22 protein-coding genes and 1 tRNA gene are annotated in these 25320 nt (G+C 63.6%); 15 read left to right on the top strand and 8 right to left on the bottom strand.

The features are described from left to right. Positions 1-59: 59 nt before the first annotated feature. Genes rimP through rbfA form a run of 6 tightly spaced genes read left to right on the top strand, consistent with a single transcriptional unit; the run spans position 60 to position 6483 of the window. The gene (gene rimP / locus J3454_RS03645; protein WP_349512387.1) at positions 60-635 is read left to right on the top strand and encodes a ribosome maturation protein RimP; all 576 of its coding nucleotides are present in this window, start codon (positions 60-62) and stop codon (positions 633-635) included. After that, complete coding sequence (gene nusA, locus J3454_RS03640) at positions 632-2293, top strand: transcription termination factor NusA (RefSeq protein WP_349513133.1); 1662 nt, start codon at positions 632-634, stop codon at positions 2291-2293. Before rimP ends, nusA begins: the two co-directional genes overlap by 4 nt. Continuing rightward, entirely contained in the window at positions 2274-3068 is a 795-nt protein-coding gene (locus J3454_RS03635; protein WP_349512386.1) for a DUF448 domain-containing protein, read from the top strand. The genes nusA and J3454_RS03635 overlap by 20 nt, the downstream gene beginning before the upstream one ends. 9 nt (positions 3069-3077) lie before the next feature. After that, the gene (infB, locus tag J3454_RS03630) at positions 3078-5639 is read left to right on the top strand and encodes a translation initiation factor IF-2 (RefSeq protein ID WP_349512385.1); all 2562 of its coding nucleotides are present in this window, start codon (positions 3078-3080) and stop codon (positions 5637-5639) included. Then, complete coding sequence (locus J3454_RS03625) at positions 5636-6076, top strand: PaaI family thioesterase (RefSeq protein ID WP_349512384.1); 441 nt, start codon at positions 5636-5638, stop codon at positions 6074-6076. The genes infB and J3454_RS03625 overlap by 4 nt, the downstream gene beginning before the upstream one ends. 2 nt (positions 6077-6078) lie before the next feature. Then, positions 6079-6483 carry a 30S ribosome-binding factor RbfA gene (gene rbfA / locus J3454_RS03620; protein ID WP_349512383.1) on the top strand — a complete coding sequence of 135 codons (405 nt, stop codon included), beginning with the start codon at positions 6079-6081 and terminating at the stop codon, positions 6481-6483. A 6-nt stretch (positions 6484-6489) separates the two neighbouring features. On the opposite strand, the gene J3454_RS03615 is transcribed toward rbfA, so the two are convergent. Then, positions 6490-7071 carry a YceI family protein gene (locus J3454_RS03615; protein ID WP_349512382.1) on the bottom strand — a complete coding sequence of 194 codons (582 nt, stop codon included), beginning with the start codon at positions 7069-7071 and terminating at the stop codon, positions 6490-6492. Between the two features lie 81 nt (positions 7072-7152). Here J3454_RS03615 and J3454_RS03610 point away from each other — a divergent pair, with 81 nt between their 5' ends. Beyond that, positions 7153-7728: a thymidine kinase gene (locus tag J3454_RS03610; protein ID WP_349512381.1), complete on the top strand. Its 576-nt coding sequence runs from the start codon at positions 7153-7155 to the stop codon at positions 7726-7728. 52 nt (positions 7729-7780) lie between these two features. Further along, positions 7781-8506 (top strand): site-2 protease family protein, encoded by a 726-nt coding sequence (locus J3454_RS03605; RefSeq protein ID WP_349512380.1) that lies wholly within the window; start codon positions 7781-7783, stop codon positions 8504-8506. On the opposite strand, the gene glpD is transcribed toward J3454_RS03605, so the two are convergent. Next, entirely contained in the window at positions 8464-10008 is a 1545-nt protein-coding gene (glpD, locus tag J3454_RS03600) for a glycerol-3-phosphate dehydrogenase (protein WP_349512379.1), read from the bottom strand. The two genes, J3454_RS03605 and glpD, sit on opposite strands and share 43 nt — an antisense overlap. A 78-nt stretch (positions 10009-10086) precedes the next feature. Between glpD and truB the strand changes: the two genes are divergently transcribed. The 4 genes from truB (at position 10087) to J3454_RS03580 (ending at position 14507) form a co-directional block, all read left to right on the top strand. Then, a complete protein-coding gene (gene truB / locus J3454_RS03595) occupies positions 10087-10995 on the top strand; it encodes a tRNA pseudouridine(55) synthase TruB (RefSeq protein WP_349513132.1) in 909 nt (302 codons plus the stop codon). A 12-nt stretch (positions 10996-11007) separates the two neighbouring features. After that, positions 11008-11277, top strand: a complete 270-nt coding sequence (gene rpsO / locus J3454_RS03590; protein WP_296718511.1) for a 30S ribosomal protein S15 — start codon at positions 11008-11010, stop codon at positions 11275-11277. A gap of 175 nt (positions 11278-11452) precedes the next feature. After that, a complete protein-coding gene (gene pnp, locus J3454_RS03585) occupies positions 11453-13747 on the top strand; it encodes a polyribonucleotide nucleotidyltransferase (RefSeq protein WP_349512378.1) in 2295 nt (764 codons plus the stop codon). Between the two features lie 79 nt (positions 13748-13826). Then, positions 13827-14507 (top strand): spermidine synthase, encoded by a 681-nt coding sequence (locus J3454_RS03580; RefSeq protein ID WP_349512377.1) that lies wholly within the window; start codon positions 13827-13829, stop codon positions 14505-14507. 16 nt (positions 14508-14523) lie between these two features. Here the strand turns inward: J3454_RS03580 and J3454_RS03575 are convergent, their stop codons facing one another. The 3 genes from J3454_RS03575 to J3454_RS03565 all read right to left on the bottom strand — a co-directional run bounded on the left by J3454_RS03575 (position 14524) and on the right by J3454_RS03565 (position 17896). Beyond that, positions 14524-15720: a GGDEF domain-containing protein gene (locus J3454_RS03575; RefSeq protein ID WP_349512376.1), complete on the bottom strand. Its 1197-nt coding sequence runs from the start codon at positions 15718-15720 to the stop codon at positions 14524-14526. 186 nt (positions 15721-15906) lie between these two features. Then, positions 15907-16836 (bottom strand): DUF481 domain-containing protein, encoded by a 930-nt coding sequence (locus tag J3454_RS03570; RefSeq protein WP_349512375.1) that lies wholly within the window; start codon positions 16834-16836, stop codon positions 15907-15909. 346 nt (positions 16837-17182) lie between these two features. Beyond that, the gene (locus J3454_RS03565; protein WP_349512374.1) at positions 17183-17896 is read right to left on the bottom strand and encodes a GcrA family cell cycle regulator; all 714 of its coding nucleotides are present in this window, start codon (positions 17894-17896) and stop codon (positions 17183-17185) included. A gap of 95 nt (positions 17897-17991) precedes the next feature. On the opposite strand from J3454_RS03565, the gene J3454_RS03560 reads away from it, so the two are divergent. Then, a complete protein-coding gene (locus J3454_RS03560) occupies positions 17992-18894 on the top strand; it encodes an ABC transporter permease (RefSeq protein WP_349512373.1) in 903 nt (300 codons plus the stop codon). A 99-nt stretch (positions 18895-18993) separates the two neighbouring features. On the opposite strand, the gene hspQ is transcribed toward J3454_RS03560, so the two are convergent. Beyond that, positions 18994-19374 (bottom strand): heat shock protein HspQ, encoded by a 381-nt coding sequence (hspQ, locus tag J3454_RS03555; RefSeq protein WP_349512372.1) that lies wholly within the window; start codon positions 19372-19374, stop codon positions 18994-18996. A gap of 179 nt (positions 19375-19553) precedes the next feature. Between hspQ and J3454_RS03550 the strand changes: the two genes are divergently transcribed. After that, positions 19554-19643: transfer RNA gene (locus tag J3454_RS03550), tRNA-Ser, on the top strand. Positions 19644-19892: 249 nt separating this feature from the next. Next, positions 19893-21884, top strand: coding sequence for a S9 family peptidase (locus J3454_RS03545; protein WP_349512371.1), 1992 nt, complete (start codon positions 19893-19895; stop codon positions 21882-21884). Between the two features lie 415 nt (positions 21885-22299). Here J3454_RS03545 and J3454_RS03540 read toward each other — a convergent pair whose 3' ends face one another. Next, positions 22300-23538, bottom strand: a complete 1239-nt coding sequence (locus J3454_RS03540; protein ID WP_349512370.1) for an amidohydrolase family protein — start codon at positions 23536-23538, stop codon at positions 22300-22302. Further along, the gene (locus J3454_RS03535) at positions 23535-24824 is read right to left on the bottom strand and encodes an amidohydrolase family protein (RefSeq protein WP_349512369.1); all 1290 of its coding nucleotides are present in this window, start codon (positions 24822-24824) and stop codon (positions 23535-23537) included. The genes J3454_RS03540 and J3454_RS03535 overlap by 4 nt, the downstream gene beginning before the upstream one ends. Between the last annotated feature and the right edge of the window lie 496 nt (positions 24825-25320).

Genomic DNA, 25320 nt, shown 5'->3' with positions numbered 1-25320 from the left:
GGCGCCTTCGGGGGCCGGCCCGAACGCCCTTGCGATGATTCGATCCGACCGGAGATTTAATGGCCGATATCGCGCGCCTCACAGCACTGATCGAACCCGAGGCGCAAGCTCTCGGATTTGAGCTCGTGCGCGTGGCGATGATCGCCTCCGAGGCCGGGGATGGCGGCATGGCCTTGCAGATCATGGCCGAAGATCCGGCCACCGGGCAGCTGGTGATCGACCAATGCGCTGCGCTTTCGCGCCGGGTTTCCGATGTCATCGATACCGCTGAAGAAGCGGGCGAGGTGCTGATCGAAGGTACTTATCACCTCGAGGTCAGCTCGCCGGGGATCGACCGGCCCCTGACCCGCGAAAAGGATTTCGCCAACTGGGTCGGGCACGAAGTGAAAATAGCGCGTGTCAAGGACGCTGACGGACCGCGAACGGTTAAGGGCACCCTTGAAGGACTGCACGCCGATCGCGGAATCAACTTCGTCCATGTTACGGACGCAAAGGGTGTGACGCATATGATCGCATCCGGCCAAATTCATAGCGCTAAGCTCGTCCTTACAGACGCGCTGATCGCCGCCACCCGTCCGCTGGATACCAGCGGTGCCGATGAACTCATCGAAGACACAGAAAAGGCAGACGACTGATGAGTGCCATTTCCGCCAACAAGGCCGAACTGCTCGCGATCGCCAATGCGGTCGCCTCGGAAAAGATGATCGACAAGTCGATTGTCATCGAGGCGATGGAAGAAGCGATCCAGAAATCCGCGCGTAACCGTTACGGCGCGGAAAACGATATCCGGGCCAAGCTCGATCCGCTGACCGGCGATCTGACGCTGTGGCGCGTGGTCGAGGTGGTTGAGGAAGTCGAAGACTACTTCAAGCAGGTCGACCTCAAGCAGGGCGAAAAGCTGCAGCCCGGTGCGCAAGTCGGCGATTTCATCGTCGATCCGCTGCCTCCTGTCGATCTGGGCCGCATTGATGCGCAGAGCGCCAAGCAGGTGATCTTCCAGAAAGTCCGCGATGCCGAGCGTGAGCGCCAGTTCGAAGAGTTCAAGGACCGCGCAGGTGAAATCATCACCGGCGTCATCAAGTCGGTCGAATTCGGCCACGTGATCGTCAACCTCGGCCGCGCCGAGGGCGTCATCCGCCGGGACCAGCAGATTCCGCGCGAAGCCGCCCGCACCGGCGAGCGCGTCCGCGCGCTGATCACCAAGGTGGAGCGTAACAATCGCGGCCCGCAGATTTTCCTCAGCCGCGCGCATCCCGATTTCATGAAGAAGCTGTTCGCGCAGGAAGTGCCCGAAATCTACGATGGCATCATCGAGATCAAGGCCGCTGCCCGCGATCCGGGCAGTCGCGCCAAGATCGGCGTGATCAGCCACGATTCCAGCATCGATCCGGTCGGCGCCTGCGTCGGCATGAAGGGCAGCCGCGTGCAGGCGGTGGTGCAGGAATTGCAGGGCGAGAAGATCGACATCATTCCGTGGTCGGAAGACACCGCGACCTTCGTGGTCAACGCGCTTCAGCCCGCCACCGTCAGCCGCGTGGTGCTGGACGAGGATGATGGCCGCATTGAAGTGGTTGTACCCGACGATCAGCTCAGCCTGGCGATCGGTCGCCGCGGCCAGAACGTGCGTCTGGCAAGCCAGCTCACCGGCCACCAGATCGACATCCTGACCGAAGAAGAATCTTCGGAAAAGCGATCGAAGGAATTCGCCGAACGTTCGAAGATGTTCGAAGAAGAACTCGACGTCGACGAAACCCTGTCGCAGCTGCTGGTGGCCGAAGGCTTCGCCGAACTCGAGGAAGTCGGCTATGTCGATCTCTCCGAATTGGCCAGCATCGAAGGTTTCGATGACGACCTTGCCGAGGAACTTCAGAGCCGCGCTCTCGAAGCGCTCGAACGGCGCGAAGAAGGCCACCGTCTGGTGCGCCGCGAACTTGGCGTCGAAGATGCGCTGGCGGAAATCCCGCACCTTTCCGAAGCGATGCTGGTCACGCTCGGCAAGGCGGGGATCAAGACGCTGGATGATCTCGCCGATCTCGCCACCGATGAACTGATCGCCAAGAAGCGCGAAGCGCCGCGCCGCCGCAACAATGATGCTGCCGGCCCGCCAATGCGGCGTCCGCAGCGTGAGGCTGACAAGGGCGGCGTGCTGGGCGAATACGGCCTCAGCGAAGAACAGGGCAACGAGATCATCATGGCTGCCCGCGCGCACTGGTTCGAAGACGAGGAGCCGGTAGCGGCTCCCGCTGGCGAACCCGAAACCCAGGAGGCCGCCGATGCGGACTCCCCACAATGAGCGCCTGACGTCCGACATCGCTGAGCCTTCGCTTTCGGCTGATTCCGGGAGCGAACGCCGCTGCATTCTTTCGGGAGAGACCGCCCCGCGCGAAACACTCGTGCGGCTGGCGATCTCTCCTGATGGTCTGGTGCTGCCCGATCCGGCCGCAAAGGCGCCGGGCCGCGGCGCGTGGATCGGCGTAAGCCGGGACGTACTTGAAACCGCGCTGTCCGATGGCCAATTGAAGCGGGCGTTGATGCGTGCCTTCAAGGGTGCCCCGCTCACCATTCCCGATGATCTTGCCACCCGCATCGAAGCTGCGTTGGCGCGCCATCTCGGCGATCGTCTCGGGCTGGAACTGCGCAGCGGCAATATCGTGATGGGATCGGCCCGGATCGAGGAACAGGCTCGCTCCGGACGGATTGCGGCGCTGCTTCACGCCAGCGACAGCAGCGAGGACGGGCGACGCAAGCTCGACCAGGCTTGGCGCGTCGGGCGCGAGGTCGAAGGATCGGGCGAGCGCGGGCAGGTCTTGCCTCTGGACCGCACGGCGCTGTCTGTGGCATTGGGCCGCGACAATGTGGTCCACCTCGGCGTTGCCGGCCATGCCGGTGACATGCGCGCTGCGACGCGGGTGTTGCAGGCGGTCTCCCGGCTTTCGCGCTTTGTCGGTAACGCCGATACGCCTGCTGGCGCGGCGGACAAGGTGGATATTTCCGGTCGGGATACGCCCGACCAAAACGGGCAGCCGCTTTCCGGCAGCCCGATAGATGATGAATACGTGAAGGATTGACGAGCGATAATGAGCGACGACAACAACCAGCGCCCCCGCAAACCCCTTGGCCTCAAACGGTCGGTCGATGCGGGCGAGGTCAAGCAGACCTTCAGCCACGGCCGCACCAACAAGGTGGTGGTCGAGGTAAAGCGCCGCCGCGTGCTCGGCAAACCCGGTAGCGAAGCGGCAGCACCCCCGCCGCCGCCCCCGCCGCCGCCGCCCGCGCCGCCCGCTGCGGCCGCGCCGAAGCCTGCGCCGCGTCCCGCGCGTCCGGCTCCGGCTGGCGAGACCCCGCAGGAGCGCGTCAAGCGGCTCCAGCTGGAGGCCGAGGAAGAACGGCTGCGGATGGCCGAGGAAGGCCGCAAGCGCGAGGAAGCCGAAGCCCGCGAGCGCGATGAAGAAGAACGCCGCCGCGCCGAGGAAAACCGCCGCGCCGAGGAAGATGCCGAAAAACAGCGCGCCGCTGCCGCTGCTTCGCCGGCGAAAGCGCCCCCGGTGGATGATGCCGCCGCCTCGACTGCCGAAGCTTCTGCCACGCCTGCTCCCGCCGACGAAGCTGCAGCTGCCCCGGCGGCCAAGCAGGAACCGGCCCCTGGACCGCGCAAGTTTACGCCGGTGGAACGGCCCGAGACCAAGCGTCCCGAAAAGAAGAAGAAGGAAGATAAGCGTGCCGCGCCGATCGATGCGGGCAAGGATAGCCGCCGTTCGGGCAAGCTGACCGTCACCCGTGCGCTTAACGAAGATGAAGGCCGCCGTGCGCGCAGCCTCGCCGCGTTGAAGCGTGCGCGCGAAAAGGAACGTCGCGGTCAGGGCGGCCCCTCAAAGCCGCGCGAAAAGCAGGTGCGCGACGTGGTCGTGCCCGAGGCGATCACTGTCGGCGAACTCGCCAACCGCATGGCCGAAAAGGGCGCGGATCTGGTGAAGGCGCTGTTCAATCTGGGCATGATGGTGACTGTCAACCAGACCATCGATCAGGACACCGCGGAACTGCTGGTCGAAGAGTTCGGCCACAACATTGAACGCGTGTCGGCCAGCGATGTCGATATCAACACCAGCGCGGACATGGATCCGGAAGAAACGCTGCGTCCGCGTCCGCCGGTGGTCACGATTATGGGCCACGTCGACCACGGCAAGACCAGCCTGCTCGACGCGCTGCGCGGCACCGATGTGGTGAAGGGCGAGGCCGGCGGCATCACCCAGCATATCGGCGCCTACCAGATCACCACCAAGGCGAAGGACAAGATCACCTTCCTCGACACGCCGGGCCACGCCGCCTTCAGCGAAATGCGTGCGCGCGGCGCGAACGTTACCGACATCGTGATCCTGGTGGTCGCGGCCGATGACGGGATCATGCCGCAGACGATCGAGGCGATCAATCACACTCAGGCTGCCGGCGTGCCGATGATCGTGGCGATCAACAAGTGCGACAAGCCCGAAGCCAACCCGCAGAAGGTGCGTGAGCGGCTGCTCGAACACAATGTGATGGTCGAAGCGATGAGCGGCGAAGTGCAGGATGTCGAACTGTCGGCCAAGACCGGCATGAATCTCGACAAGCTGCTTGAAGCCATCGCGCTGCAGGCCGAACTGCTCGAGCTGAAGGCCCGTCCTGACCGCGATGCCGAAGCGACCGTGATCGAAGCACAGCTGGACAAGGGTCGCGGCCCGGTAGCCACGGTGCTTGTCACGCGCGGAACGCTGAAGCGGGGCGACAACTTCGTGGTCGGCACACAAAGCGGCAAGGTTCGCGCATTGGTCGACGACAAGGGCCAGCAACTCAAGGAAGCCGGGCCTTCGATGCCGGTCGAAGTGCTGGGGCTGGGCGGCGTGCCGTCGGCGGGCGACGTGCTCACCGTGGTCGAAAACGAACAGCGCGCCCGCGAAGTGGCCGAATATCGTCAGGAATTGGCGACCGAAAAGCGCACCGCGCTGGCGCCGACCAATTTCGACACGATGTTCAGCACCCTGTCTTCCAACGTCATCGAATTCCCGGTGGTGGTGAAGGCCGACGTGCAAGGGTCGGTCGAGGCGATCGTCAATGCACTGCACAACCTGTCGAACGACGACATCAAGGTGCGTGTGCTCAATGGCGGCGTCGGTGCGATCACCGAAAGTGACGTGGTGCTGGCAGGCGGATCGAAGGCGCCGATTATCGGGTTCAACGTCCGTCCGAACGCCAAGGCGCGCGAACTGCTGAAACGCGATAATGTGCGGATGATGTACTACGATGTCATCTATCACCTGACTGATGCGATCGCGAAGGAGATGGTCGGCGAGCTTGGCCCAGAACGGATTGAACATGTGGTCGGCCGCGCGCTGGTCAAAGAGGTGTTCAAGTCGGGCAAGCGCGACAAGGCCGCTGGTCTGCTGGTGGAAGAAGGGGTCATTCGCAAGGGACTGTTCGCCCGTCTTACCCGCGCCGATGTCATCGTTTCGGCAACCAAGATCCAGTCGCTGCGGCGCTTCAAGGACGATGTCGACGAAGTCCGCACCGGTCTGGAATGCGGCGTGGTGCTGGAAGACACCAACGACATCAAGCCGGGCGACCAGCTCGAGGTCTTCTCGGTCGAGGAGCGTGAGCGGACGCTGTGATCGACGAGGCTTACTACCCAGACGACGCCGGGCAGTCGCCGCATACGGCGCTGCTCGGCTCGGAATTCGTCGGCTGGGACGCAGAAACGCAGACCGCGACAATGCGCTTCACCGTGAAGCGCGAAATGACCACCTGGCGCGGAGGCGTACAGGGGGGCTTGGTTGCGGGCTATCTGGACGATGTGATGGGCTATGCCTTCGTCGCGGCCACCGGGGGCGAGATGGCGCCGCTCAACCTCGACATTTCGATGTCGCTGATCCGGCTGATCCCCGAAGGCGCGACGATTCTGGCCAAGGGCAGGGTGGTCAAGGCCGGGCGGCGCGTGGTGTTCCTCGAAAGCGAACTGACGGCAGAGGACGGGACGATCTACGCCCGCGCAACCTCCACCGCGCTGCCGACCCCGCGCCCGACGCCGACCAGCACGGGGATGGAATAGCGATGGCGAAGGCCCCTTTCACCACCGAACAGCAATCCGTCCGCGTGCTCAAGGTGGGCGAGCGGGTGCGGCATATCCTGTCCGAACTGCTGGCGCGCGGCGAAGTGCATGACGATGTGGTGAGCGCGGCAAACATCTCGGTCACCGAGGTGCGCATGACCCCCGACCTGCGCCACGCGACCGCCTATATCAAGCCGCTGCTGGGTGCAGGCGAGGACGAGGTGGTGCACGCGCTGCGGCAGAACACCGCGTTCCTGCAACGCGAGGTCGCCAAGCGGCTCGGCCTCAAATTCGCGCCCAAGCTGCGCTTCCGCAAGGATGAAAGCTTTGCCGAGGCCGACCGGATCGAAGCCCTGCTGCGCGATCCCAAGGTCGTCCGCGATCTGGGCGAAGAAGAGGAAGAATAGCCCGCTCTAGCGCGGCACCATCCGCGCCTTCAGCGTGATGTCCACCTTGTTGCCGACGATCAGCTGGTAGCTTTTCATGCCGTATTGCCGCCGATCGATGGTGGTCGTGCCGGTGAAGCTGACCGGCTTGCCGACCTGCGTCAGCGGATCGGCGTTGAATGTCACATCCAGCGTCTGCGGGCGGGTAACGCCGCGCGCGGTCAATTCTCCGGTCACGGTGCCTCGGGTCGGGCTGGTGAGTTTCAGCGAGCGCCCGACGAACCGCACGCTGGGATACTTGTCGACCCAGAAGAACTTCTCGCCCCGCAGTCGGCTGAGCGTGACTTCGTCCGGCGCTTCGATGGCGGTCGCATCGAAAGTCACGTCGATCACGGCGCGTTCGGGCGCGCCCGGCACGATGGTCACCGCGCCCTGCATCCGCGGGAAGCGCGCGGTCTTGCTGGCAATGCCAAAGAACGGCACCTTGGCCGACACGTTGCTTGCGCCCGCATCGAGGGTGTAGCGCTGCGGCGCGCCGGCATTGGCCAGAGCCAACAGCGCCAGCAGCGGCACGAACAACAGGCGGAAAAGGGTGCTGCGATCGGTCATCTGCAATAGAATACGCATGAACCGGGCAAAAAGGTTCAACAAAGCATCGCCGCGCGCTCTGCGAAGCGATAGGCAAGCGTCATGGCGAAGCTGTATTTCTACTATGCCAGCATGAACGCGGGCAAATCGTCGAGCCTTTTGCAGGCCGATTTCAACTACCGTGAACGAGGGATGCGCACCATGTTGTGGACTGCCGCGCTGGATAGCCGGTCGGCTGGGCAAGTGCAGAGCCGCATCGGGCTGGAATCGGGCGCGCACCTCTATCACCCCGATACCGACTTGTGGGCCGCCGTCAGCGCCGCTCATGCTGCCGAACCGCTCGATTGCGTGCTGGTCGACGAGGCGCAGTTCCTCCTGCCCGATCAAGTGTGGCAACTGGCGCGGCTGGCGGACGAGGCGGGGATTCCGGTGCTGTGCTATGGCTTGCGCACCGATTTTCAGGGCGAGCTGTTCCCCGGATCGGCGGTGCTGCTGGGTATCGCTGATGCGCTGGTGGAGCTGAAGGCGGTGTGCCATTGCGGGCGCAAGGCGACGATGAACCTCCGCGTGGACGATAGCGGCGCAGCGGTGAAGCAGGGCGCGCAGACCGAGATCGGCGGAAATGATCGCTATGTCGCGCTGTGCCGCAAGCATTTTTCGCAGGCGCTTGCCACATGATTTCGCGCTGGCGCACTGGCGCAGGGTGCGTGCGCATCCTATCTGACAGGCAATGACCGACACCCTGACATTCGCGCTCGTGCTGATCCCCGCACTGGTGATCGCAATCGTTTTCCACGAGGTCGCGCATGGTTATATGGCGCGGCTGCTGGGCGATTCCACCGCGTCGGATCGCGGGCGGCTGACGTTGAACCCGATCAAGCATGTGGATCCGGTCGGCACGCTGCTGGTGCCGGGCGCGCTGGCATTGCTGGGCGGGCCGGTGTTCGGGTGGGCCAAGCCGGTGCCGGTCAACAAGTGGCGGCTCGACAACCCGCGCTTCGGTATGATGGCGGTCGCGGCGGCCGGCCCGGGGAGCAATTTCGTGCTCGCAGGGGTCGGCGCGGTGCTGCTGGGACTGGCGATGCCCGCCGGGCTCGGCTTTGGCGGCGATATGGAGGCGGGCGCGGCCCTGCTGGTCAATGCCTTGGGCGAGCCGCAATGGCTGGCGACCGGGTTGTTCTACTTCATCCTCGTCAACATCTTCCTCGGCCTGTTCAACTTGCTGCCGATCCCGCCATTTGATGGATCGCACATCGTCGGCGGGCTGATGCCGGATCGGATGCGCGCCGGGTGGGAAAAGCTTCAGGGTGTCGGCATGGTGCTGCTGATCGCGCTGATCGCGGCCAGCTGGGTGTTCGGCACGGCGTGGGTCGGCACGGTGCTGATGCCGCCGGTGACCTTCGCGATGGGGTTCTATCTGTCGCTGGCAGACTGGGTCGCGGCGCTGATCGCCTGATCCTCGATTTGCGCCCGCTCGAACCAGTGGGACAGGCTCTCGCGTTCCTCGGCGCTCATATGCAGCCCCAGCTTGGAACGGCGCCACAGCACGTCTTCGGCGCTGCGGGCGTATTCGTGGCGGACCAGATAAATCACTTCTGCCGCCGTCAGCCCCGCGCCGAAATGCTGGCCGAGGTCGCCGAACGCGCCCGCATCCCCCAGCACTGCGCCCAACCGCGTGCCATAGGCGCGGGCCATACGCTGCAGCACCGGCGCGGGCAGCCACGGCTGGATGGCAGCCTGCGCAGCCACGAACCCTTCGAAATCGAGCGCGGGAATGTCGCCCCCGGGCAGCGCCGCGTCCGCTGTCCATGATCGCTCGCCGACGCCCAGCTTCTCCAGCGCGTGTTCGGCAAGCTTGCGATAGGTGGTGATCTTGCCTCCGAAGATCGACAGCAGCGCTGCCCCCTCGTCGTTTAGCCCGCGGTCCAGTTCGAACACGTAATCGCGCGTCACGGTGGAGTTATTGGCCGACTGGTCGTCATACAGCGGGCGCACCCCGGCATAGGACCACACCGCCTGATCGGGCGAGACATCGACGGCAAGATATTCGTTCACCGCCGCGCAAATGTAATCCGCCTCCGCAGGGCTGATCGCAATTCCCGCCGGATCGCCTTCAAATGCGACATCGGTGGTGCCGACCAGCGTGAATTCCCCTTCATAGGGAATGGCAAAAACAATCCGCCCGTCGCGGTTCTGAAAGATGTAGCAGTGGTCACCCTGGAATAGGCGCGGGAAGATCAGATGGCTGCCCTTGACCAGCCGCAGATTGCTCGCATTGCGGCCCGGCATGGCGCGGGCCAGCACCGTGTCCACCCACGGCCCTGCGGCGTTCACCACCATTTTTGCGGTCACGGTCTGCGTGCCTGCCGGGCCGGAGAGGCGGGCCTGCCACTGGCCGCGCGTCCGTTCCAGCCCGGTGCATTCGGTGCGGGTGCGGATATCCGCGCCGCGTTCGGCTGCGTCGACCGCATTGAGCACCACCAGTCGCGAATCCTCGACCCAGCAATCGGAATATTCGAACCCGCGCGTCAGCCGCTCATCCAGCACCCCGGCGTGCGGCGGGCGGGTGAGATCAAGGCTGCGCGCAGGCGGCAGCAGCTTGCGCCCGCCGATATGGTCATACAGGAACAGCCCCAGCCGCAGCAGCCAGCGCGGGCGCAGGCCTTTGTCATGCGGCAGCACGAAGCGCAGCGGCCAGATGATGTGCGGCGCGATGGCGAGAAGCCGCTCGCGTTCGATCAGGCTTTCGCGCACCAGCCGGAATTCGTAATGTTCGAGGTAGCGCAAGCCCCCATGCACCAGCTTGGTTGAGGCCGACGAGGTCGCGCCCGCCAGATCGCCTTTCTCAGCCAGGCACACCGAAAGGCCCCGCCCGGCGGCATCGCGCGCGATCCCGGCGCCGTTGATGCCGCCGCCAATCACCAGCAAATTGAAATCTTTGGGCCCGGTAATGTCCATACACTGCGAAACTTGGCGTTTTCGATGCGGCTTGGCTAGGGGGGCGGGGTGAAAGACATATTGCACACCCCCTCGCGAATTCCCCTCTCCGGCTGGCTGATCCTGGACAAGCCGAAGGGCATGGGCAGCACGCAAGGTGTGAGCGCGGTCAAACGCGTGCTGCGCCAGAACGGTTATGCCAAGACCAAGGTCGGCCACGGCGGCACGCTCGACCCGCTGGCCGAAGGCGTGCTGCCGATTGCGTTGGGCGAGGCGACCAAGCTGGCCGGGCGAATGCTCGATAGCGACAAGATCTACGCTTTTACGGTGCGCTTCGGCGAGGAGACATCGACGCTCGACACCGAGGGGCCAGTGATTGCGACCAGCGATGTGCGTCCGACGCTGGCGCAGGTCGAGGCAGTGCTGGCGCGCTTTACCGGGCCGATCGAGCAGGTGCCGCCCGCCTATTCCGCACTGAAAGTGGGCGGGCAGCGCGCCTATGATCTGGCGCGGGCGGGGGAGGTGGTGGAGCTGAAGGCTAGGGCGGTGACGATCCACGCGCTCACCATCCGCTGTGGTGACGAGGATACAGATGCTGTCACCCTCGTTGCCCACGTTTCCAAAGGCACCTATATCCGCAGCCTCGCACGGGACATCGCGTACGCGCTTGGCACCTGCGGCCATGTCACTTATCTCCGACGCATCAAGGCCGGGCCGTTCACCCAGGAACAGGCGATTTCGCTGGACTTGTTGGACGAAACCGCTAAGGGCGCGAACCTTGAATACCTTCTCCTGCCGCTGGAGGCAGGGCTGGACGACATCCCGGCCCTTCACCTCGATCAGACAAGCGCGCAGGCGGTCCGACAGGGCCGGGTACTGTCTGACATGCCCCAATCATCCGGGCTTTATCTGGCGAAACTGGGCCAAGTCCCGGTCGCGCTGATGGAAATCACGGGTGGCACGGCCACGGTCGTGCGGGGGTTCAACCTTCCCGATGTCGCTGAGTGAAAGAGAAATACTATGTCGGTGACCGCCGAAGCAAAACAGGAAATCATTTCCGATAACGCCCGTGATCCCAACGACACCGGCAGCCCCGAAGTGCAGGTTGCGATCCTCACGCAGCGTATTCGCAACCTGACCGAGCACTTCAAGGATCACCACAAGGACAACCATTCGCGTCGCGGCCTGTTGATGATGGTCAACAAGCGCCGCACGCTGCTGGCCTATCTCAAGAAGAAGGATGTGGAGCGGTACAACGCCCTGATCCAGAAGCTGGGCCTGCGTAAGTAAGAGTTTTGCGAAAGGCGGCTCCAACGGGCCGCCTTTTTCGCATCTGGGGCATGCAGACATCCGGTCTGCCCGCGCCTTGGGGCCAAAATAGCCCCGCACCGGACCGGGACGGTTGTTTCCCCGGCACAAGAGGCCCCGCCCGGCAATATGGCCGTGCGGGTCAAAAGGAAAATCAATGTTCGACACGAAAACCGTATCGCTGGAGTGGGGCGGCAAGACCCTCACTCTGGAAACTGGGCGCGTTGCCCGTCAGGCCGATGGCGCAGTGCTGGCCACCTATGGCGAGACCGTGGTGCTGTGCGCCGTGACAGCCGCCAAGAGTGTGAAGGAAGGGCAGGATTTCTTCCCGCTCACCGTCCACTACCAGGAAAAGTTCTCCGCTGCCGGACGCATTCCGGGTGGCTTCTTCAAGCGTGAGCGCGGCGCGACCGAAAAGGAAACGCTGACCAGCCGCCTGATCGACCGTCCGATCCGCCCGCTGTTCCCCGAAGGTTTCTACAACGAAATCAACGTTATTTGTCAGGTGCTGTCGTTCGACGGCGAAAACGAGCCGGACATGGTGGCGATGATAGCCGCTTCGGCTGCGCTGACGATCTCGGGCGTTCCGTTCATGGGCCCGATCGGCGCTTGCCGTGTCGGCTATGTCGATGGCGAATACACGCTCAATCCCAAGCAGGACCGTGCGCTGGCCGATGGCCGCCTCGATCTGGTTGTTGCCGCCACGCAAGACGCGGTGATGATGGTCGAATCCGAGGCCAAGGAACTGACCGAGGAAGAAATGCTCGGCGCCGTCATGTTCGCACATGGCGAAATCCGGAACGTGATCGGCGCGATCATCGATCTGGCTGAACAGGCTGCCAAGGATCCGTGGGATGTCGACCTCAGCGACAACACCGCTGACATGAAGGCCAAGCTCAAGGACCTGATCGGCGGCGACATTGCTGCGGCCTACAAGGTCACCGACAAGTCGGCGCGTTCGAACATGCTCAACGAAGCGCGGGCCAAGGCCAAGGCGGCTTTCGCTGACGAAGGGGGGCAGACCCAGATGGTCGCGGGCAAGCTGATGAAGAAGCTCGAAGCCGAAATCGTGCGCGGGGCGATCCTCAAGGATGGTCAGCGCATCGATGGCCGCAAGCTCGATCAGGTGCGCCCGATCGAAGCGATCGTCGGTTTCCTGCCGCGCACCCATGGTTCGTCGCTGTTCACCCGCGGTGAAACGCAGGCGATCTGCACCACCACGCTCGGCACCAAGGATTCCGAGCAGATGATCGATGGTCTGGAAGGCCTGAGCTACACCAGCTTCATGCTGCACTACAACTTCCCGCCGTACTCGGTCGGTGAAGTGGGCCGCTTCGGCGCTCCCGGTCGCCGCGAAGTCGGTCACGGCAAGCTGGCATGGCGGGCGCTCAATCCGGTGCTGCCGAGCAAGGAAGACTTCCCCTACACCATCCGCGTTCTCAGCGACATCACCGAGTCCAACGGCTCGTCCTCGATGGCGACAGTGTGCGGCGGCTGTCTGTCGATGATGGATGCCGGTGTTCCGGTGAAGTCGCCCGTTTCGGGCATCGCCATGGGCCTGATCCTCGAAGGCGACGACTTTGCGGTTCTGTCGGACATTCTGGGTGATGAAGATCACCTCGGCGACATGGACTTCAAGGTTGCCGGTACCGAAAACGGCATCACCACGATGCAGATGGACATCAAGATTGCCGGCATCACGCAGGAAATCATGGCCAAGGCGCTGGAACAGGCCAAGGCCGGACGGATGCACATCCTCGGCGAAATGGCCAAGGCGCTGACCGGTGCCCGCACCGAAGTGTCGAAGCACGCACCGCGCATCGAGACGATCCAGATCGACAAGTCGAAGATCCGTGACGTCATCGGCACCGGCGGCAAGGTGATCCGCGAGATCGTCGCCGAAACCGGCGCCAAGGTCGACATCGACGATGAAGGCGTGATCAAGATCTCGTCCAGCAACGTCGAAGAGATCGAAGCTGCCAGGAAGTGGATCCTCGGCATCGTCGAGGAAGCCGAAGTCGGCAAGATCTACGAAGGCAAGGTCGTGAACATCGTCGATTTCGGCGCCTTCGTGAACTTCATGGGCGGCAAGGACGGTCTCGTCCACGTCAGCGAAATGAAGAACGAGCGGGTCGAAAAGCCCACCGATGTCGTGTCCGAAGGCATGGAAGTGAAGGTCAAGGTGCTCGAGATCGATCAGCGCGGCAAGGTTCGCCTGTCGATGCGCGTCGTCGATCAGGAAACCGGCGAAGAGCTGGAAGACACCCGCCCGGCACGCGAACCGCGTGAACCGCGCGAAGGTGGGCGCGGCGGTGATCGCGGCGGTGATCGTCGCGGGCCTCGCGGCGGCGGCGGCGGTCGCGGCGGTGATCGTGGTGGTCGCGGCGGCGGCGGCGATCGTGGTGGGCGCGACAGCGGCCCGGCCGGTCTGCCCGACTTCCTCAAGGACTGATCGCCTCATCCGAGGCAAACAATCGGGGCCGTCCGGAGCGATCCGGGCGGCCTCTTTGTTGAAGAAGGTAGGCTGACCGATGCTGAAACGCGAACTGATTGCCTCGACGCAGATCGCCGATGGCGAAGTGCTCGAACTCTACACCCACGCTGGCCACTTCATGATCGTGATGGGGCGCAACGAGCTGATGAGCACGCGGATGCGCTTTTCCGAGGAGCAGCTCGCTGCGCTGACGATCGAGCGGCTGGGCAAGCAGGCCCCCCGCATCCTGATCGGCGGTTACGGCATGGGCTTCACCTACCGCGCCGCACGCGAACGGCTGGGCGAGAATGCGCAAATCGTCGTCGCCGAGATTTCCGAAACCATCATCGACTGGGCCAAGGGGCCGATGGCCGACCTGACCGGCGACAGCCTGTCAGACCCGCGGCTCGACCTGAAAATCGGCGATGTCGCTGCGCTGATCGACGATGCCAATGACGGCACCCGCGCAAAATTCGACGCGATCCTGCTGGATGTCGACAACGGCCCGGACGGATTGGTGCGCGATGCCAACAACCGCATCTATTCGCGCACCGGGCTGGCCAAGGCGCGCGATGCGCTGAAGCCGGGCGGTATCCTTGCGGTATGGTCAGCCGGTCCCGATCCGGCATTCCGCAAGCGGCTGCACGACACCGGGCTGGAAATTGTTGAATGGAAGGTCCGATCACGCCCCAACAACAAGGGCGCGCATCACATCATCTGGTTTGCGCAGAAGTCCTGAAACCTCGGCACAAAGCCTAGGCAGCGCAAGCGATTTGTGGATTGGTCGGCGCTTCGGCCTGGAAAGACAGTTGAATCTCCAGTCGATTGCGCCCCAGACGTTTGGCACGGTACAGGGCCTCGTCAGCCAACATCAGCGCCTGCTCGGTCGGGCGGCCCTGCGACAGTTCCACCGCTCCGATGCTGACCGTGACATTCTGCACGATCTCCAATCCGGTCAGCGCATGGCGGGTCTGGTGCGCGATTGCCTCACGCAATAACTCAAGTTCGCGGTGCCAATCGGGCGCGGTGAGGAAGACGGCGAACTCCTCCCCGCCGATCCGCATCGCTTTTCCCGGAACGCAATCGAGGCTGCGCGCGATCGATTGCAGCACGACATCGCCGGTCGCATGGCCGAACTGGTCATTGATCCGCTTGAAGTGATCGCAATCGACAATCGCCAACGCGGTGTAGCTTTCATGGGGGGTGTTGCGCAGATCATGCTCGAACACGCGGCGATTGGCGATCCCGGTCAGCGCATCGATCTCGCTCGCATTGCGCGCTGCGACCGCCTCGGCCATGGCGGCGTCCCGTTCGCGCAAGGTGGTGCGAAAACGCACGGCCAGCAGCCCTGAAATGCAGACCAGTTCGAACGCGAAACCGAGCAGCATGCCTTCGGCATAGTTCTGCATCGATCCCAGTTCAAAACCGTCCATCACCGCCGCAATCGCGCCAACGCCCAGCAATGGGGCGAGGGCCACCGCAATCCAGATCGCCGCGCGGTGCCTGCGCGCAATGCCGAAAGCCAGGGCGGCCGCGATCGTCAGGATAACCGCCAGCATGACCAGAGCGTAGATGAAGGTTGCATCAATATTGAACAGGAACCAGAGCGAGCTCGCCGAGGCCATCAGGCCGATCGGGAAAATGCACTTGATTGCTTGCCCCAAAAGGCCCGAGAGGCGCGGGGCGAGCAAATGTGCAATTCCCAGCCCGATCGTGGCAACCACCAGGCCTTCGGCAGCGATGCGGCAGGCGATATGCCACGGTTCGACCGCATCGGCGACAGGCGAGACCGGCGGAAATGTCAGCGCAAGCGCGCCCACCGCCAGCGCATGCAGCGCAAAATAGGCATACAGCCGATCACGCGTCGCCAACGCAAAGCCTGCGCCGCCGATGCCGAATAAAGCTGTCGAGGCATAGTAGCCTCCCGCAACCATATCCGACATCTCAACCATTTGACCGGGGTCTCCCAAAACTCGGAAGTTCCTAGCGCAAATTCATTGCCCAACCCTAAACTGGCGGGTCGAGGCCCGCTATTTGTGACAAGCGGACTCTGGCTGCGCTGCAATGCGGGACGCAGGCAATCCAGCCCGATGTCGACACCGGCTCTGCCTGCGCACGCATTATGTCAGGTGGTATGCTCAGAAATCGTAGATCAGCGTTACCCGGCTCAGGGTATCGGTCTTCACTGCGCCCTGCGGCGGGGCGGTGTCGTGTTCGAGTGTGTAGGACAACCGCACCGACACCTTGCCCGATAGCTTCGCCACCAGTCCGGTATCGGAAATGAAAGTGCTGCTGCCCGATTGCACCAGCGCGCTGGCATCCTGCGTCAGCGAGATGGTCTCGGCCAGCTTCCAGTCGAAATCGGCAGCCGCGAGCCCTGCAAAGCTGCTGCTACTGGCGCCGCCGACCAGCTCGGTGCGCCGCCAGGCCGGGCCGGCCTTGACCGACAGCGTCATCGACTCTCCGGTCAGCACATCATAGCCCAGACCGCCGGATGCAGAGTAGCGCGCCGAAAATCCCTGGAACCGGTCGCGCTCGTATTGCGCAAGGCCATAGGCATAGAGGCGGTCTGACAGCTTGTAGTTGGGCTCGTAGGCGGCGAGATATTGCTCGCGTGTCACCACGCCTTCGGATTCCTGATAATCGGCGCGGCCTGAAAGCTTGTGGCGCCAGTTTATCCCCTCGCGTACCAGTCCCAGCCCGGCGGTAATGCCGACGTTATCGGCATTGCCGGTCGACTGGAATGCGCCGAGTTCGCCCTTGCCGGACCAGTTTTCCAGCAGTCCGGAGGTGCGGATCGCCTCTTGCTCGGCAGCAGCCTCGGCTTCGGCAATGCGGGCGAGGATGATGTCATACTCCGCTTCGATCGCATTAACTTCAGCGGCGTCCGACGGATTGGTGGCGCGGGCAAGCTCCAGGACAGTGCGCACCTTGGTTTCGTCACCCGTGGCAATGGCTGCATCAATCATGGCGCGCACCGGCTGCGGCAGGGCGGCGAGCGCCGGTGCGGCTGCACAGGCGAGCAGCCCGAGCGTCAGCGCGCGCGCCAGCGGAATGGATAATTGCATGAGATTTCCCCCTGTGTTGGCATCTCGGGCATAGGGGCCTGCGAATGAGCGTTGCAACCCTGACAATCCCGTCAATCCACCGCGTGCCAAGCCAAGGCCGATGCGAAGTGCAGATTGAAGTGCAATTGCCGCTTTCCTACCCGCACGAAGGCAAGGAAGGGTTACTTCCATGACCTGGTCAGCATCCCACCGATCGGCGCGTGATCAATGCAACAGCCGTTTGCGCGGGAAGGGTTTTTGCGTTCTGAACAGTGTCTCATGTGTCTCCTACTTCAGCCCACCGCCGTTCAGGCTGAACGCAGCGGAGGCCGAATCGGGGACGCAGGATCCAGTGTCAGCGGGCGGATCAGCGTACCCGCGGCCCTCCGAAGGGCAGCGGCGGGGGCGGGCGACGCACGCCGCGCGGCAATTGCGCCTGATAGGCGCGGCCGCAATGTTCGACGCAGTATGGGAAGCCCGGGTTAACCTGCACGCCGCAGAAGTGGAAATCGGGTTCGCCCGGATGACCCATCGGCCAGCGGCAGACCTTGTCCGACAGATCGAGCAGGGTGGTCTTGTCCGCGATCTCGGCGCTCGGTTTGGCTGGCACGAGGCGGCGCGGCGGGGCGGGCGGGATCGGCGCCTGCTGATCGCCCGGACCTTGCCGCAGGAAGCCGCCGGGGCCGACCGAAACGATCTTCGGAAGATCGGATGCGGGATTGGGCATAGGCTGCGAAGGCGACGCGCCGGCGCCGCTGCCATCGGCATCGTTACGCACAGGCGCCGGGGCCGGGCGAGCGGGAGCGCGCTCGGCTGCCGTAGAGGGCGCGCGTTCGGCTGCATCGGCGCGGGGCTCCGGCGCGGGCTTGGGCGCAGGAGCGACCGGCTTCTTCGGCGCAGCGGGCTTTTTCTTGTCATTGGCCTTCACCGGGGAAGGGCGCGCCTTCAGCCCGAGCCGGTGCGCCTTGCCGATAACAGCATTGCGGCTGACCCCGCCGAGTTCAGTGGCGATCTCGCTGGCGGTGGAGCCGCCTTCCCACATTTTCCTGAGCGTCCCGATGCGCTCGTCCGTCCAGCTCATATACTTTACCTGTTCCTGTGTCCGGCGCGTGCGCCGTGGCTCTGATATCGGCCCATGCTTGTCACGGAAGCCGCTGCAGCCTAGGCGCAAGCCCTATGGCCGACACTGCTCCAGCGAACCCTGATGATAATCCCGCTCCCGTGACGGAAAACCTTGCCCGTGACAAGACCGGCGGGAGCGCCCGTTTTAGCCCGCGCGGCGTTCCGGTGATAACCGGGATCAACCGCGTGGGCCTGCTTGCCCTCTATATGAAGGAGGTGCGGCGGTTTCTCAAGGTGCAGACGCAGACGATCTGGGCACCGGCCTTCACCACGCTGCTGTTTCTGGTGATCTTCACCGTGGCACTGGGGCGCGGCGGGCGCGAAGTGCTGGGCGTGCCGTTCGCCAGCTTCGTTGCGCCGGGGCTGATCGTGATGGGGATGATGCAGAACGCTTTTGCCAATTCCAGCTTCTCGCTGCTGTCAGGCAAGATGCAGGGGACGATCATCGATCTGCTGATGCCGCCCCTGTCCCCCGGCGAATTGATGAGCGGGATTCTCGCCGCCGCGATGACCCGCGCGATCGCGGTGGGCTGCACCGTGGCGCTGGCGATGGCGCTGTGGCCCAGTGTCTCGCTGGCGGTGGCGCATGTTTGGGCAGTGCTGTTGTTCGGCCTGATGGGGGCGCTGATGTTGGCCTTGCTGGGCCTTGCGACCTCGGTCTGGGCCGAAAAGTTTGATCACAATGCCGCGATCACCAATTTCATCATCGCCCCGCTGTCGCTGTTATCCGGCACCTTTTACGTGATCGATAACCTCGATCCGGCATTCCAGTGGGTCAGCCGCGCCAATCCGTTCTTCTATGTGATTTCGGGCTTCCGCTATGGCTTTCTGGGTGAAAGCGACATCGGCAATGCGGCTGCGGTGGTCGCAGCGGGGGGAGGGCTGCTGTTGCTCAATGTGATTCTGGCGGCGGCCGTCTATGCGCTGCTGCGGTCGGGCTGGAAGCTGAAGAGCTGAGATGTGCGGCGCGCTCATTACCGGCCCGCAGGGCCGCAAGGGCGACTGCCCGCCCGAGCCTTTGCGAGGAACGGCAGGCCGGAGTGCCTGCCACTAACATCAATGCGTCAGCGCACGCCGCATCCGGTAACGCCCGTCCTTGAAGCTTTCGAACAACTGGCGCACGGTGGGGTGATCGATCGGCCCGCCGTCAGGATCGGCCAGCAAGTTGCCCTGGCTGACATAGGCGACGTAGGATGAATCCTCGTTTTCGGCGAGCAGGTGGTAGAACGGCTGATCGCGCGGTGGGCGGATGTCCTCGGGGATGGATTGATACCATTCCTCGCTGTTGGCAAAGACCGGGTCGATATCGAACACGACGCCGCGGAATTCGAACAGGCGGTGCCGCACGACATCGCCGATACCGAAGCGGGAGCGGGTCTGGCGCGGCGCGGTGATGGTGCGTCCGGCTTGGCTGGAAAAGAACTCTGCGCGTTCCATTCGAGGCAATATGGAGCCTTGAACGCGCAAAACAAGCGCGGCTTTGGTGCAGGTGCGAGATATGCCCGCATTTTGTGGCGAGTCAGGACTTGGCAAGGCGCAGGGCTTGGGCTAACGGGCGCGCTTCCTGTCGTCAGCCGCCCGACCACGCGGCTATCGAAACGCACGGCGGGCCTCGCGGAGAGGTGGCAGAGTGGTCGAATGCGCCGCACTCGAAATGCGGTTTACCGGCAACGGTAACGTGGGTTCGAATCCCACCCTCTCCGCCAGGCATCCTTCAGCAAACGTTTAAAAACTGAGGGTTCCCTTGATTTCTGGCCGTTTCGTTCTCGAAAATGTTCTACATTGTTTTGGTGTTTCGGTATGTGTCCACGACGGTTCGGGGCATTGATGCGTGACGAGGAAGGCTGATGCTCGCAAGCTGCCGAAGGCAGCGACCCCGGACGCAGATCGGCGATGACAGCTTGGCGCGATCTGCTAGGCTTTTCGAATGATTCTCAGGGGAGAGCAGACATAACATGAACCAGACCTTTTTTGCGGCCCTTCCGGGCCTGTCCGCCAGCCGCCTCGCCGGTGCTTCGGCGCTTGCACTATTCTTCTCGGCGCCGGCCTTTGCACAGGTAGAAAGCCCGGCGCGCGCGGTCAGCGATCCGGCTGTGCTTGAAAGCCCGGTTAATCCCGATGCCGTGCCAGTCCCGGTCGAAGACTTGTCCTATTCGCGCACGCTCGGCTCGAACGCCTGGAGCCAGGACGGCAGCGAGATATTCCTCGTCACCAACCTGACGGGCCGCAACAATATCTGGAAAATCCCTTCGACTGGTGGCTGGCCGGTACAACTCACCCGCTCCGAGGAACGCCAAGGGGGGCTGGTCCCCTCGCATGACGGACGGTTGCTGTACTATACGCAGGACGTGGGCGGCGACGAGCAGTTCGACATCTATTCCGTTCCCACCAACGGCGGTGCGGTACGCAACCTCACCAATACGCCAGAACTGCGCGAGGTTTCGCTGGTGATCGCCCCCGGCGGCACCACCGGCGCTATCTCGACCAAGCTGCGCAGCGATGGGCAGGTCAACCTTGCGCTGATCAATCTTGCCACCGGCAAAACCACCCCGCTGGTGACTGAGCCTGACCCGGTCTACCGTTGGGCCCCTATCGCCTGGGTGGAAGGAGGCAAAGCGCTGATCGCGTCGCGCTCCAACGCCAATTCGACGGTCGCCGAAGTATGGCGGGTCGAGGTGCCGAGCGGCACGAAAACCTTGCTGCTGGGCAAAGAGGCGACGCTTTACGAAGCAGCCGACGCGACCGCTGACGGGCGGCTGATCGCGGTGAGCACCAACGAGGGAACCGGCCAGCTGCGCGCCGGAATTTACGACACCCGGGCCAAGGTCTGGCGCTGGCTCGCGCCGACCCCGTGGGAGCAATCGGCCGGCTCCTTCAGCCCTGACGGCAAGACCATGACAGTCACCCGCAACGAGGATGGACGCACCTCGGCCGCGTTGGTCGATTTGACCACGCTGGCCGAAACGCCGGTGCCGCTGCCGGCCGGGGTCAATTACTTCGCCGGATCGACTTCGCCCTTCTCGCCCGATGGCTCGCGCATCCTTGTGGTCCATTCCGGGGCCGACACGCCAAGCGACCTTCAGGTGGTCGAACTCGCTTCGGGCAAGGCCGATACCCTCACCGCGATGGGCCTCGCAAGCCTGAAATCCGAGAACCTGCCCAAGTCCCGAATCGTCACCTACAAGAGCTTCGACGGGACACTGGTCAGCGCGATCGTCACCATGCCCTTCAACCTCGCGCGCGACGGGACGAACCCTGCCGTCCTCCTGCCCCACGGCGGTCCGACCGGCCAAAGCCGTGATGGTTTCAATCGCACCGCCACCGCGCTCGCCAGCCGCGGCTATATCGTTATGCAGCCCAATGTCCGCGGCTCGACCGGCTACGGTCAGCCGTTTCAGAACGCCAATTATCAGGACCTTGGCGGCGGGGACCTGCGCGATGTGATCGCCGGCAAGCAGTTCCTCGTCGAAAGCGGCTATGTCGATCCGGCCAAGGTCGGCATCACCGGCGGCTCCTATGGCGGCTACATGACCCTGATCGCGCTCGCCAAGACGCCAGAGGAATTCGCCGCTGGTGCGCAACTGTTCGGGATCATCAACTGGTTCAGCATGTACGAGACCTCGGACGCTCTGTTGCAGCAATATCTGATCTCGCTGCTCGGCGATCCGGTCGATGACCGCAAGGTCTACGAATCGAACTCGCCGATCACTTATATCCGGGACATCAAGGCTCCGCTGCTCTCGCTCCAGGGAGACCGCGACATCCGCGTGCCGCGTGGACAGGCAGAAGAGGTCGCGGCCATCCTTGCCGAGATCGGGACACCGAACGAGACGGTGTTCTATGCCGACGAAGGCCACGGCTTTGCCAAGCGTGAGAACCAGATCGACTCGCTTAGCCGGGTGATCGAATGGTTCGACCGACACCTCAAGGCTGCGGCGCCGAAATAAGGCGAAGCAACTACCGGGCCGCGCGATCCGGGCGCGGCCTGAGTATCTTCCGGAAGCTCGGTGTGGGCTGCGGTGCTCAAGCCATGCAGCAAGGCTCGCCCGCGCTTCAGCTAATGGCGAACCGAACGGCCCCCGATCCCGAGATCGTTCTTGACGATCAAGGAAAAAGAGGATCTCCCAGACCTGCTTCTGGGTAACGGGACGCTTTGTCCTGACAGGCTTTTCGGCATCGCGGGGCCCCGCGGGGGTGCGCAACCGCAGGCAGCGGGCTTGCGATGTCTCCTGTCACTGGACACCGGCAGAACCTGGGCCGATTGCGCGAGGGCAGGTCTCCGCTATCAAAAGGACAAGGCTGCCAGTCGGGACCGATCCAACGTTCCCTTCCGGAACAGCCACCTTGACCCAATACGGCGGATTACTGGGACGCGGTGCTCACAACCTTCCCGTCGATCACTACTCCGACCGCGTGGGAGGTATATTCGAACGGATCGCCGTCAAACAGGGCTACGTCCCCGTCCTTGCCGATTTCAAGCGAGCCGACCCGGTCCCCCACACCGATGATGCGTGCAGCGTCGATCGTCACGCTGGCGAGCGCGTCGTTCCAGGAAAGCCCGTTCGCGGCAGCAATGGCCGCTTCGAACAATACCACACGGGTCTTGGGAACGTAGCCTTCGTAGCTGGACTGGTAGGCGAACGGGATGCCCGCTGCACGCATGGCCTCGCCGGTGGTAAAGCTGGCATTTTCGAACTCGCCATACTGCCGGGTCATCGGCGGGTGGAGAATCACCTTCACCCCTGCGGCCTTGATCTCGTCGGTCAGCAGATAGGCCTCGGACGCGCCATCGAGCACGAGATCGATGCCGAACTCCTGCTTCAGCCGCAGCGCGCTCATGATGTCCTGCGCACGGTTCGCGGTAACCAGCAGCGGAAGTTTGCCCGCCAGTACGTCGCGCATCACCTGCGTTTCAAGGGTCGGGGGCTTGTCAGCGTTGGACTTGTCGTCATTTGACCTGCCACCGGCTGGTTTGGCTGCATCACCCTGCTTGGCGCTGATCAGCGCCTGCCGCAGCATTGCCATTTGCTTGGCGCGCGTGCCGGGGGACTTACCCCTTTCGGTCAGCGCCATCGGGCCAAGATTGGCCGCGACCATCGCCCGCTCGACGATCGCCGCCGCATCGGCAGTGTTTCCGATGGTCTTGGCGATCATTGTTTGTCCGGAAACCAGCGCGCCCGGTCCGTGGCCGGTGTGGACTGTGGTGACGCCGAAGCCGCGGAGCCATTCCACTAGCGGCTCCTGCGGATTGTAGGCATCGATGGCGCGCAAATGCGGCTGGACCGGGGCGCTTTCATCGAGCTGGTCCTGATCGTGCGGTTGGTTGAGATAACCGGCGAGGCCCACGACGCTGCGCGCATCGACCAGTCCGGGGGTAACCACCTTGGCTTCCAGCACTTCGAACCCTGCCGGAATCGCCGTGCTCGCAGCCGGACCGACCGCAACGATCTTGCCGTCGTCGATCACCACCACGCCGTTTTCGATCACAGGACCGGCCATGGTGTGCACCTGTTCGCCCTTGATGGCGATGTCCTGCGCCTGTGCGCCGGCGGCCAGCACCAGCGCGCTCGCGGCGGCGAGATAATTCGTCATGCGCTTCATTGTCCGGCCTCCGCTTCGGCGATTTCCCAGTGGTGGTGCGAGGCTTCCATCGGGCTGCCTGCGCCATAGCCGCCGGTTGCCATCAGCAAATCTTCGGGTCGGCTGCGATCGAACAGCTTTTCGCCTTCGACCCATGTTTCCATCACATGGCTATAGGCCGACAGCGGATCACCATCGAGAATGATGAAATCGGCATCCTTGCCCGGCTCAAGCGAGCCGACGCGGGCATCGAGACGCATCTGCTTTGCCCCGTTGATGGTTAGTGCCTTCAGCGCGCCTTCGCGGCTCATCCCGCCGCGCACCGCGAGCGCCGCCTCGCGCAACATCATGCGCGAATCCACGATCGGATCGTCCGAATGGATCGACACAAGGACGCCTGCCCGTTCGAGGATCCCGGCATTGTCCATTTTCATGCCCGTCGCCTCCAGCTTGCCGCCTGGCGAATCGAGCGTGATGTTCGAAACCGGAATGCCCGCCCTGGCGAGTTCGTCGGCCACCTTCCATGTCTCGCTGCCGTGCTGGATCAGCACGTCGAAGCCGAATTCGCGCTTCAACCGGAGCACCGTCATGATGTCATCGGCGCGGTGGGTGTGGAAATGGACCAGCCGATCGCCCGATAGCACCTCACACAGCGCATCCTTGGCCAGATCGCGCTTCTTGCGGTCGCCGTCGCAATAGGCCTTGGCCGCAACGAAGTTCTCACGCACCAGCGAAGCCGATTTCGCGCGCGTGCCTGGGAAGCCGTTGCCGCCCATCGGGTTGGTGCCATTGGCCATCTTCATGCCGCCCAGCGCGCTACCGTCCTTCCATTCGAAGGCGATATCCTCGACCGTCTTTCCATCGCGCAGCTTCATGTAATAGGTCTGACCGCTCATAAGATGGCCGGAACCGGGCATGACATTGGCGGTGGTGACACCGCCGGCGCGCGCCTTGGCGATATTGGAGGAGAGCGGATCGATCGAATCCAGTGCCCGGATTTCCGGCTGGATCGGGCTGGAGCTGTCGGCGCCAGCGACCTGACCGATATGCGAATGGGTGTCGACGATGCCAGGCATGATGACGCTCCCTTCCATCGTCCGGCGCTCCGCATCGGCCGGAATGGTGACATTGCTGCCGACCGCGACGATCCGGCCGTCCCTGATCACCAGCGTAGCGTTGTCGATTGTCTCGCCCGCCATGGTGAGGATGCGTGCACCGGTAAAGGCAATCGTACGATCCTGCGCCGCGAGCGGGCCCCCGGCCAGCGCCAGAGCGGTCGTCGATATCGCCGCAAGGCCTTGAAGCATTCGGTATCCTGACTTCGGATGGATCACGAAGCGCACCTCCCCTGTTCGTTCATATCAGTATCAATAGGGGCCTCGTCTCGTCGCGCACAAGCAAAAAGGCGCATCGGAAGGGCCCGGAAGGTTTGCATCCGGACGGCAGAGCTTGCTGCTTATTCGCGGTTGTGAAGGGCACGGGCCGGATCTTCGCCTCAAGGGAAGAGGGAAGCAATCTTGCACCCGGTTTCAACGGTGAAGCGCCTTGCTGGCTGATGCCAAGAACCGACATAGTGGCCGGGCGACCGTCTTGGACAGCTAGGGCCGGTTGCAGGCAATGCTCCGGCGGATCCTGACCACTCCGCCGCGCTGCATCTTATAGAACAATCGCCGAACGGTCGGCGTTGTCGCCGGAACGTGATTGCAGCCTCCATAAGCGCTGAGGCATCGGCAGCCAAGGCCGCCTCCATCGCCTCCGCGATGGCGATACGCTCGGGCTGGAGCGGATCAGGCCGGTGCCCTA

Origin of the sequence: Erythrobacter sp. NFXS35 (genome assembly GCF_040148725.1) — a bacterium.
Lineage (GTDB): Bacteria > Pseudomonadota > Alphaproteobacteria > Sphingomonadales > Sphingomonadaceae > Erythrobacter.
Note: the sequence above shows the minus strand (reverse complement) of the source record. Positions and strands in the feature narration are given on the sequence as shown.

Bases quoted from the DNA above. Each gene is read 5' to 3' on its own strand.
- rimP (WP_349512387.1), top strand. From the start codon at position 60: ATGGCCGATATCGCGCGCCTCACAGCACTGATCGAACCCGAGGCGCAA.
- J3454_RS03635 (WP_349512386.1), top strand. From the start codon at position 2,274: ATGCGGACTCCCCACAATGAGCGCCTGACGTCCGACATCGCTGAGCCT.
- infB (WP_349512385.1), top strand. From the start codon at position 3,078: ATGAGCGACGACAACAACCAGCGCCCCCGCAAACCCCTTGGCCTCAAA.
- rbfA (WP_349512383.1), top strand. From the start codon at position 6,079: ATGGCGAAGGCCCCTTTCACCACCGAACAGCAATCCGTCCGCGTGCTC.
- J3454_RS03615 (WP_349512382.1), bottom strand. From the start codon at position 7,071: ATGACCGATCGCAGCACCCTTTTCCGCCTGTTGTTCGTGCCGCTGCTG.
- J3454_RS03610 (WP_349512381.1), top strand. From the start codon at position 7,153: ATGGCGAAGCTGTATTTCTACTATGCCAGCATGAACGCGGGCAAATCG.
- J3454_RS03605 (WP_349512380.1), top strand. From the start codon at position 7,781: ATGACCGACACCCTGACATTCGCGCTCGTGCTGATCCCCGCACTGGTG.
- glpD (WP_349512379.1), bottom strand. From the start codon at position 10,008: ATGGACATTACCGGGCCCAAAGATTTCAATTTGCTGGTGATTGGCGGC.
- rpsO (WP_296718511.1), top strand. From the start codon at position 11,008: ATGTCGGTGACCGCCGAAGCAAAACAGGAAATCATTTCCGATAACGCC.
- pnp (WP_349512378.1), top strand. From the start codon at position 11,453: ATGTTCGACACGAAAACCGTATCGCTGGAGTGGGGCGGCAAGACCCTC.
- J3454_RS03580 (WP_349512377.1), top strand. From the start codon at position 13,827: ATGCTGAAACGCGAACTGATTGCCTCGACGCAGATCGCCGATGGCGAA.
- J3454_RS03575 (WP_349512376.1), bottom strand. From the start codon at position 15,720: ATGGTTGAGATGTCGGATATGGTTGCGGGAGGCTACTATGCCTCGACA.
- J3454_RS03570 (WP_349512375.1), bottom strand. From the start codon at position 16,836: ATGCAATTATCCATTCCGCTGGCGCGCGCGCTGACGCTCGGGCTGCTC.
- J3454_RS03565 (WP_349512374.1), bottom strand. From the start codon at position 17,896: ATGAGCTGGACGGACGAGCGCATCGGGACGCTCAGGAAAATGTGGGAA.
- J3454_RS03560 (WP_349512373.1), top strand. From the start codon at position 17,992: ATGGCCGACACTGCTCCAGCGAACCCTGATGATAATCCCGCTCCCGTG.
- hspQ (WP_349512372.1), bottom strand. From the start codon at position 19,374: ATGGAACGCGCAGAGTTCTTTTCCAGCCAAGCCGGACGCACCATCACC.
- J3454_RS03545 (WP_349512371.1), top strand. From the start codon at position 19,893: ATGAACCAGACCTTTTTTGCGGCCCTTCCGGGCCTGTCCGCCAGCCGC.
- J3454_RS03540 (WP_349512370.1), bottom strand. From the start codon at position 23,538: ATGAAGCGCATGACGAATTATCTCGCCGCCGCGAGCGCGCTGGTGCTG.
- J3454_RS03535 (WP_349512369.1), bottom strand. From the start codon at position 24,824: ATGCTTCAAGGCCTTGCGGCGATATCGACGACCGCTCTGGCGCTGGCC.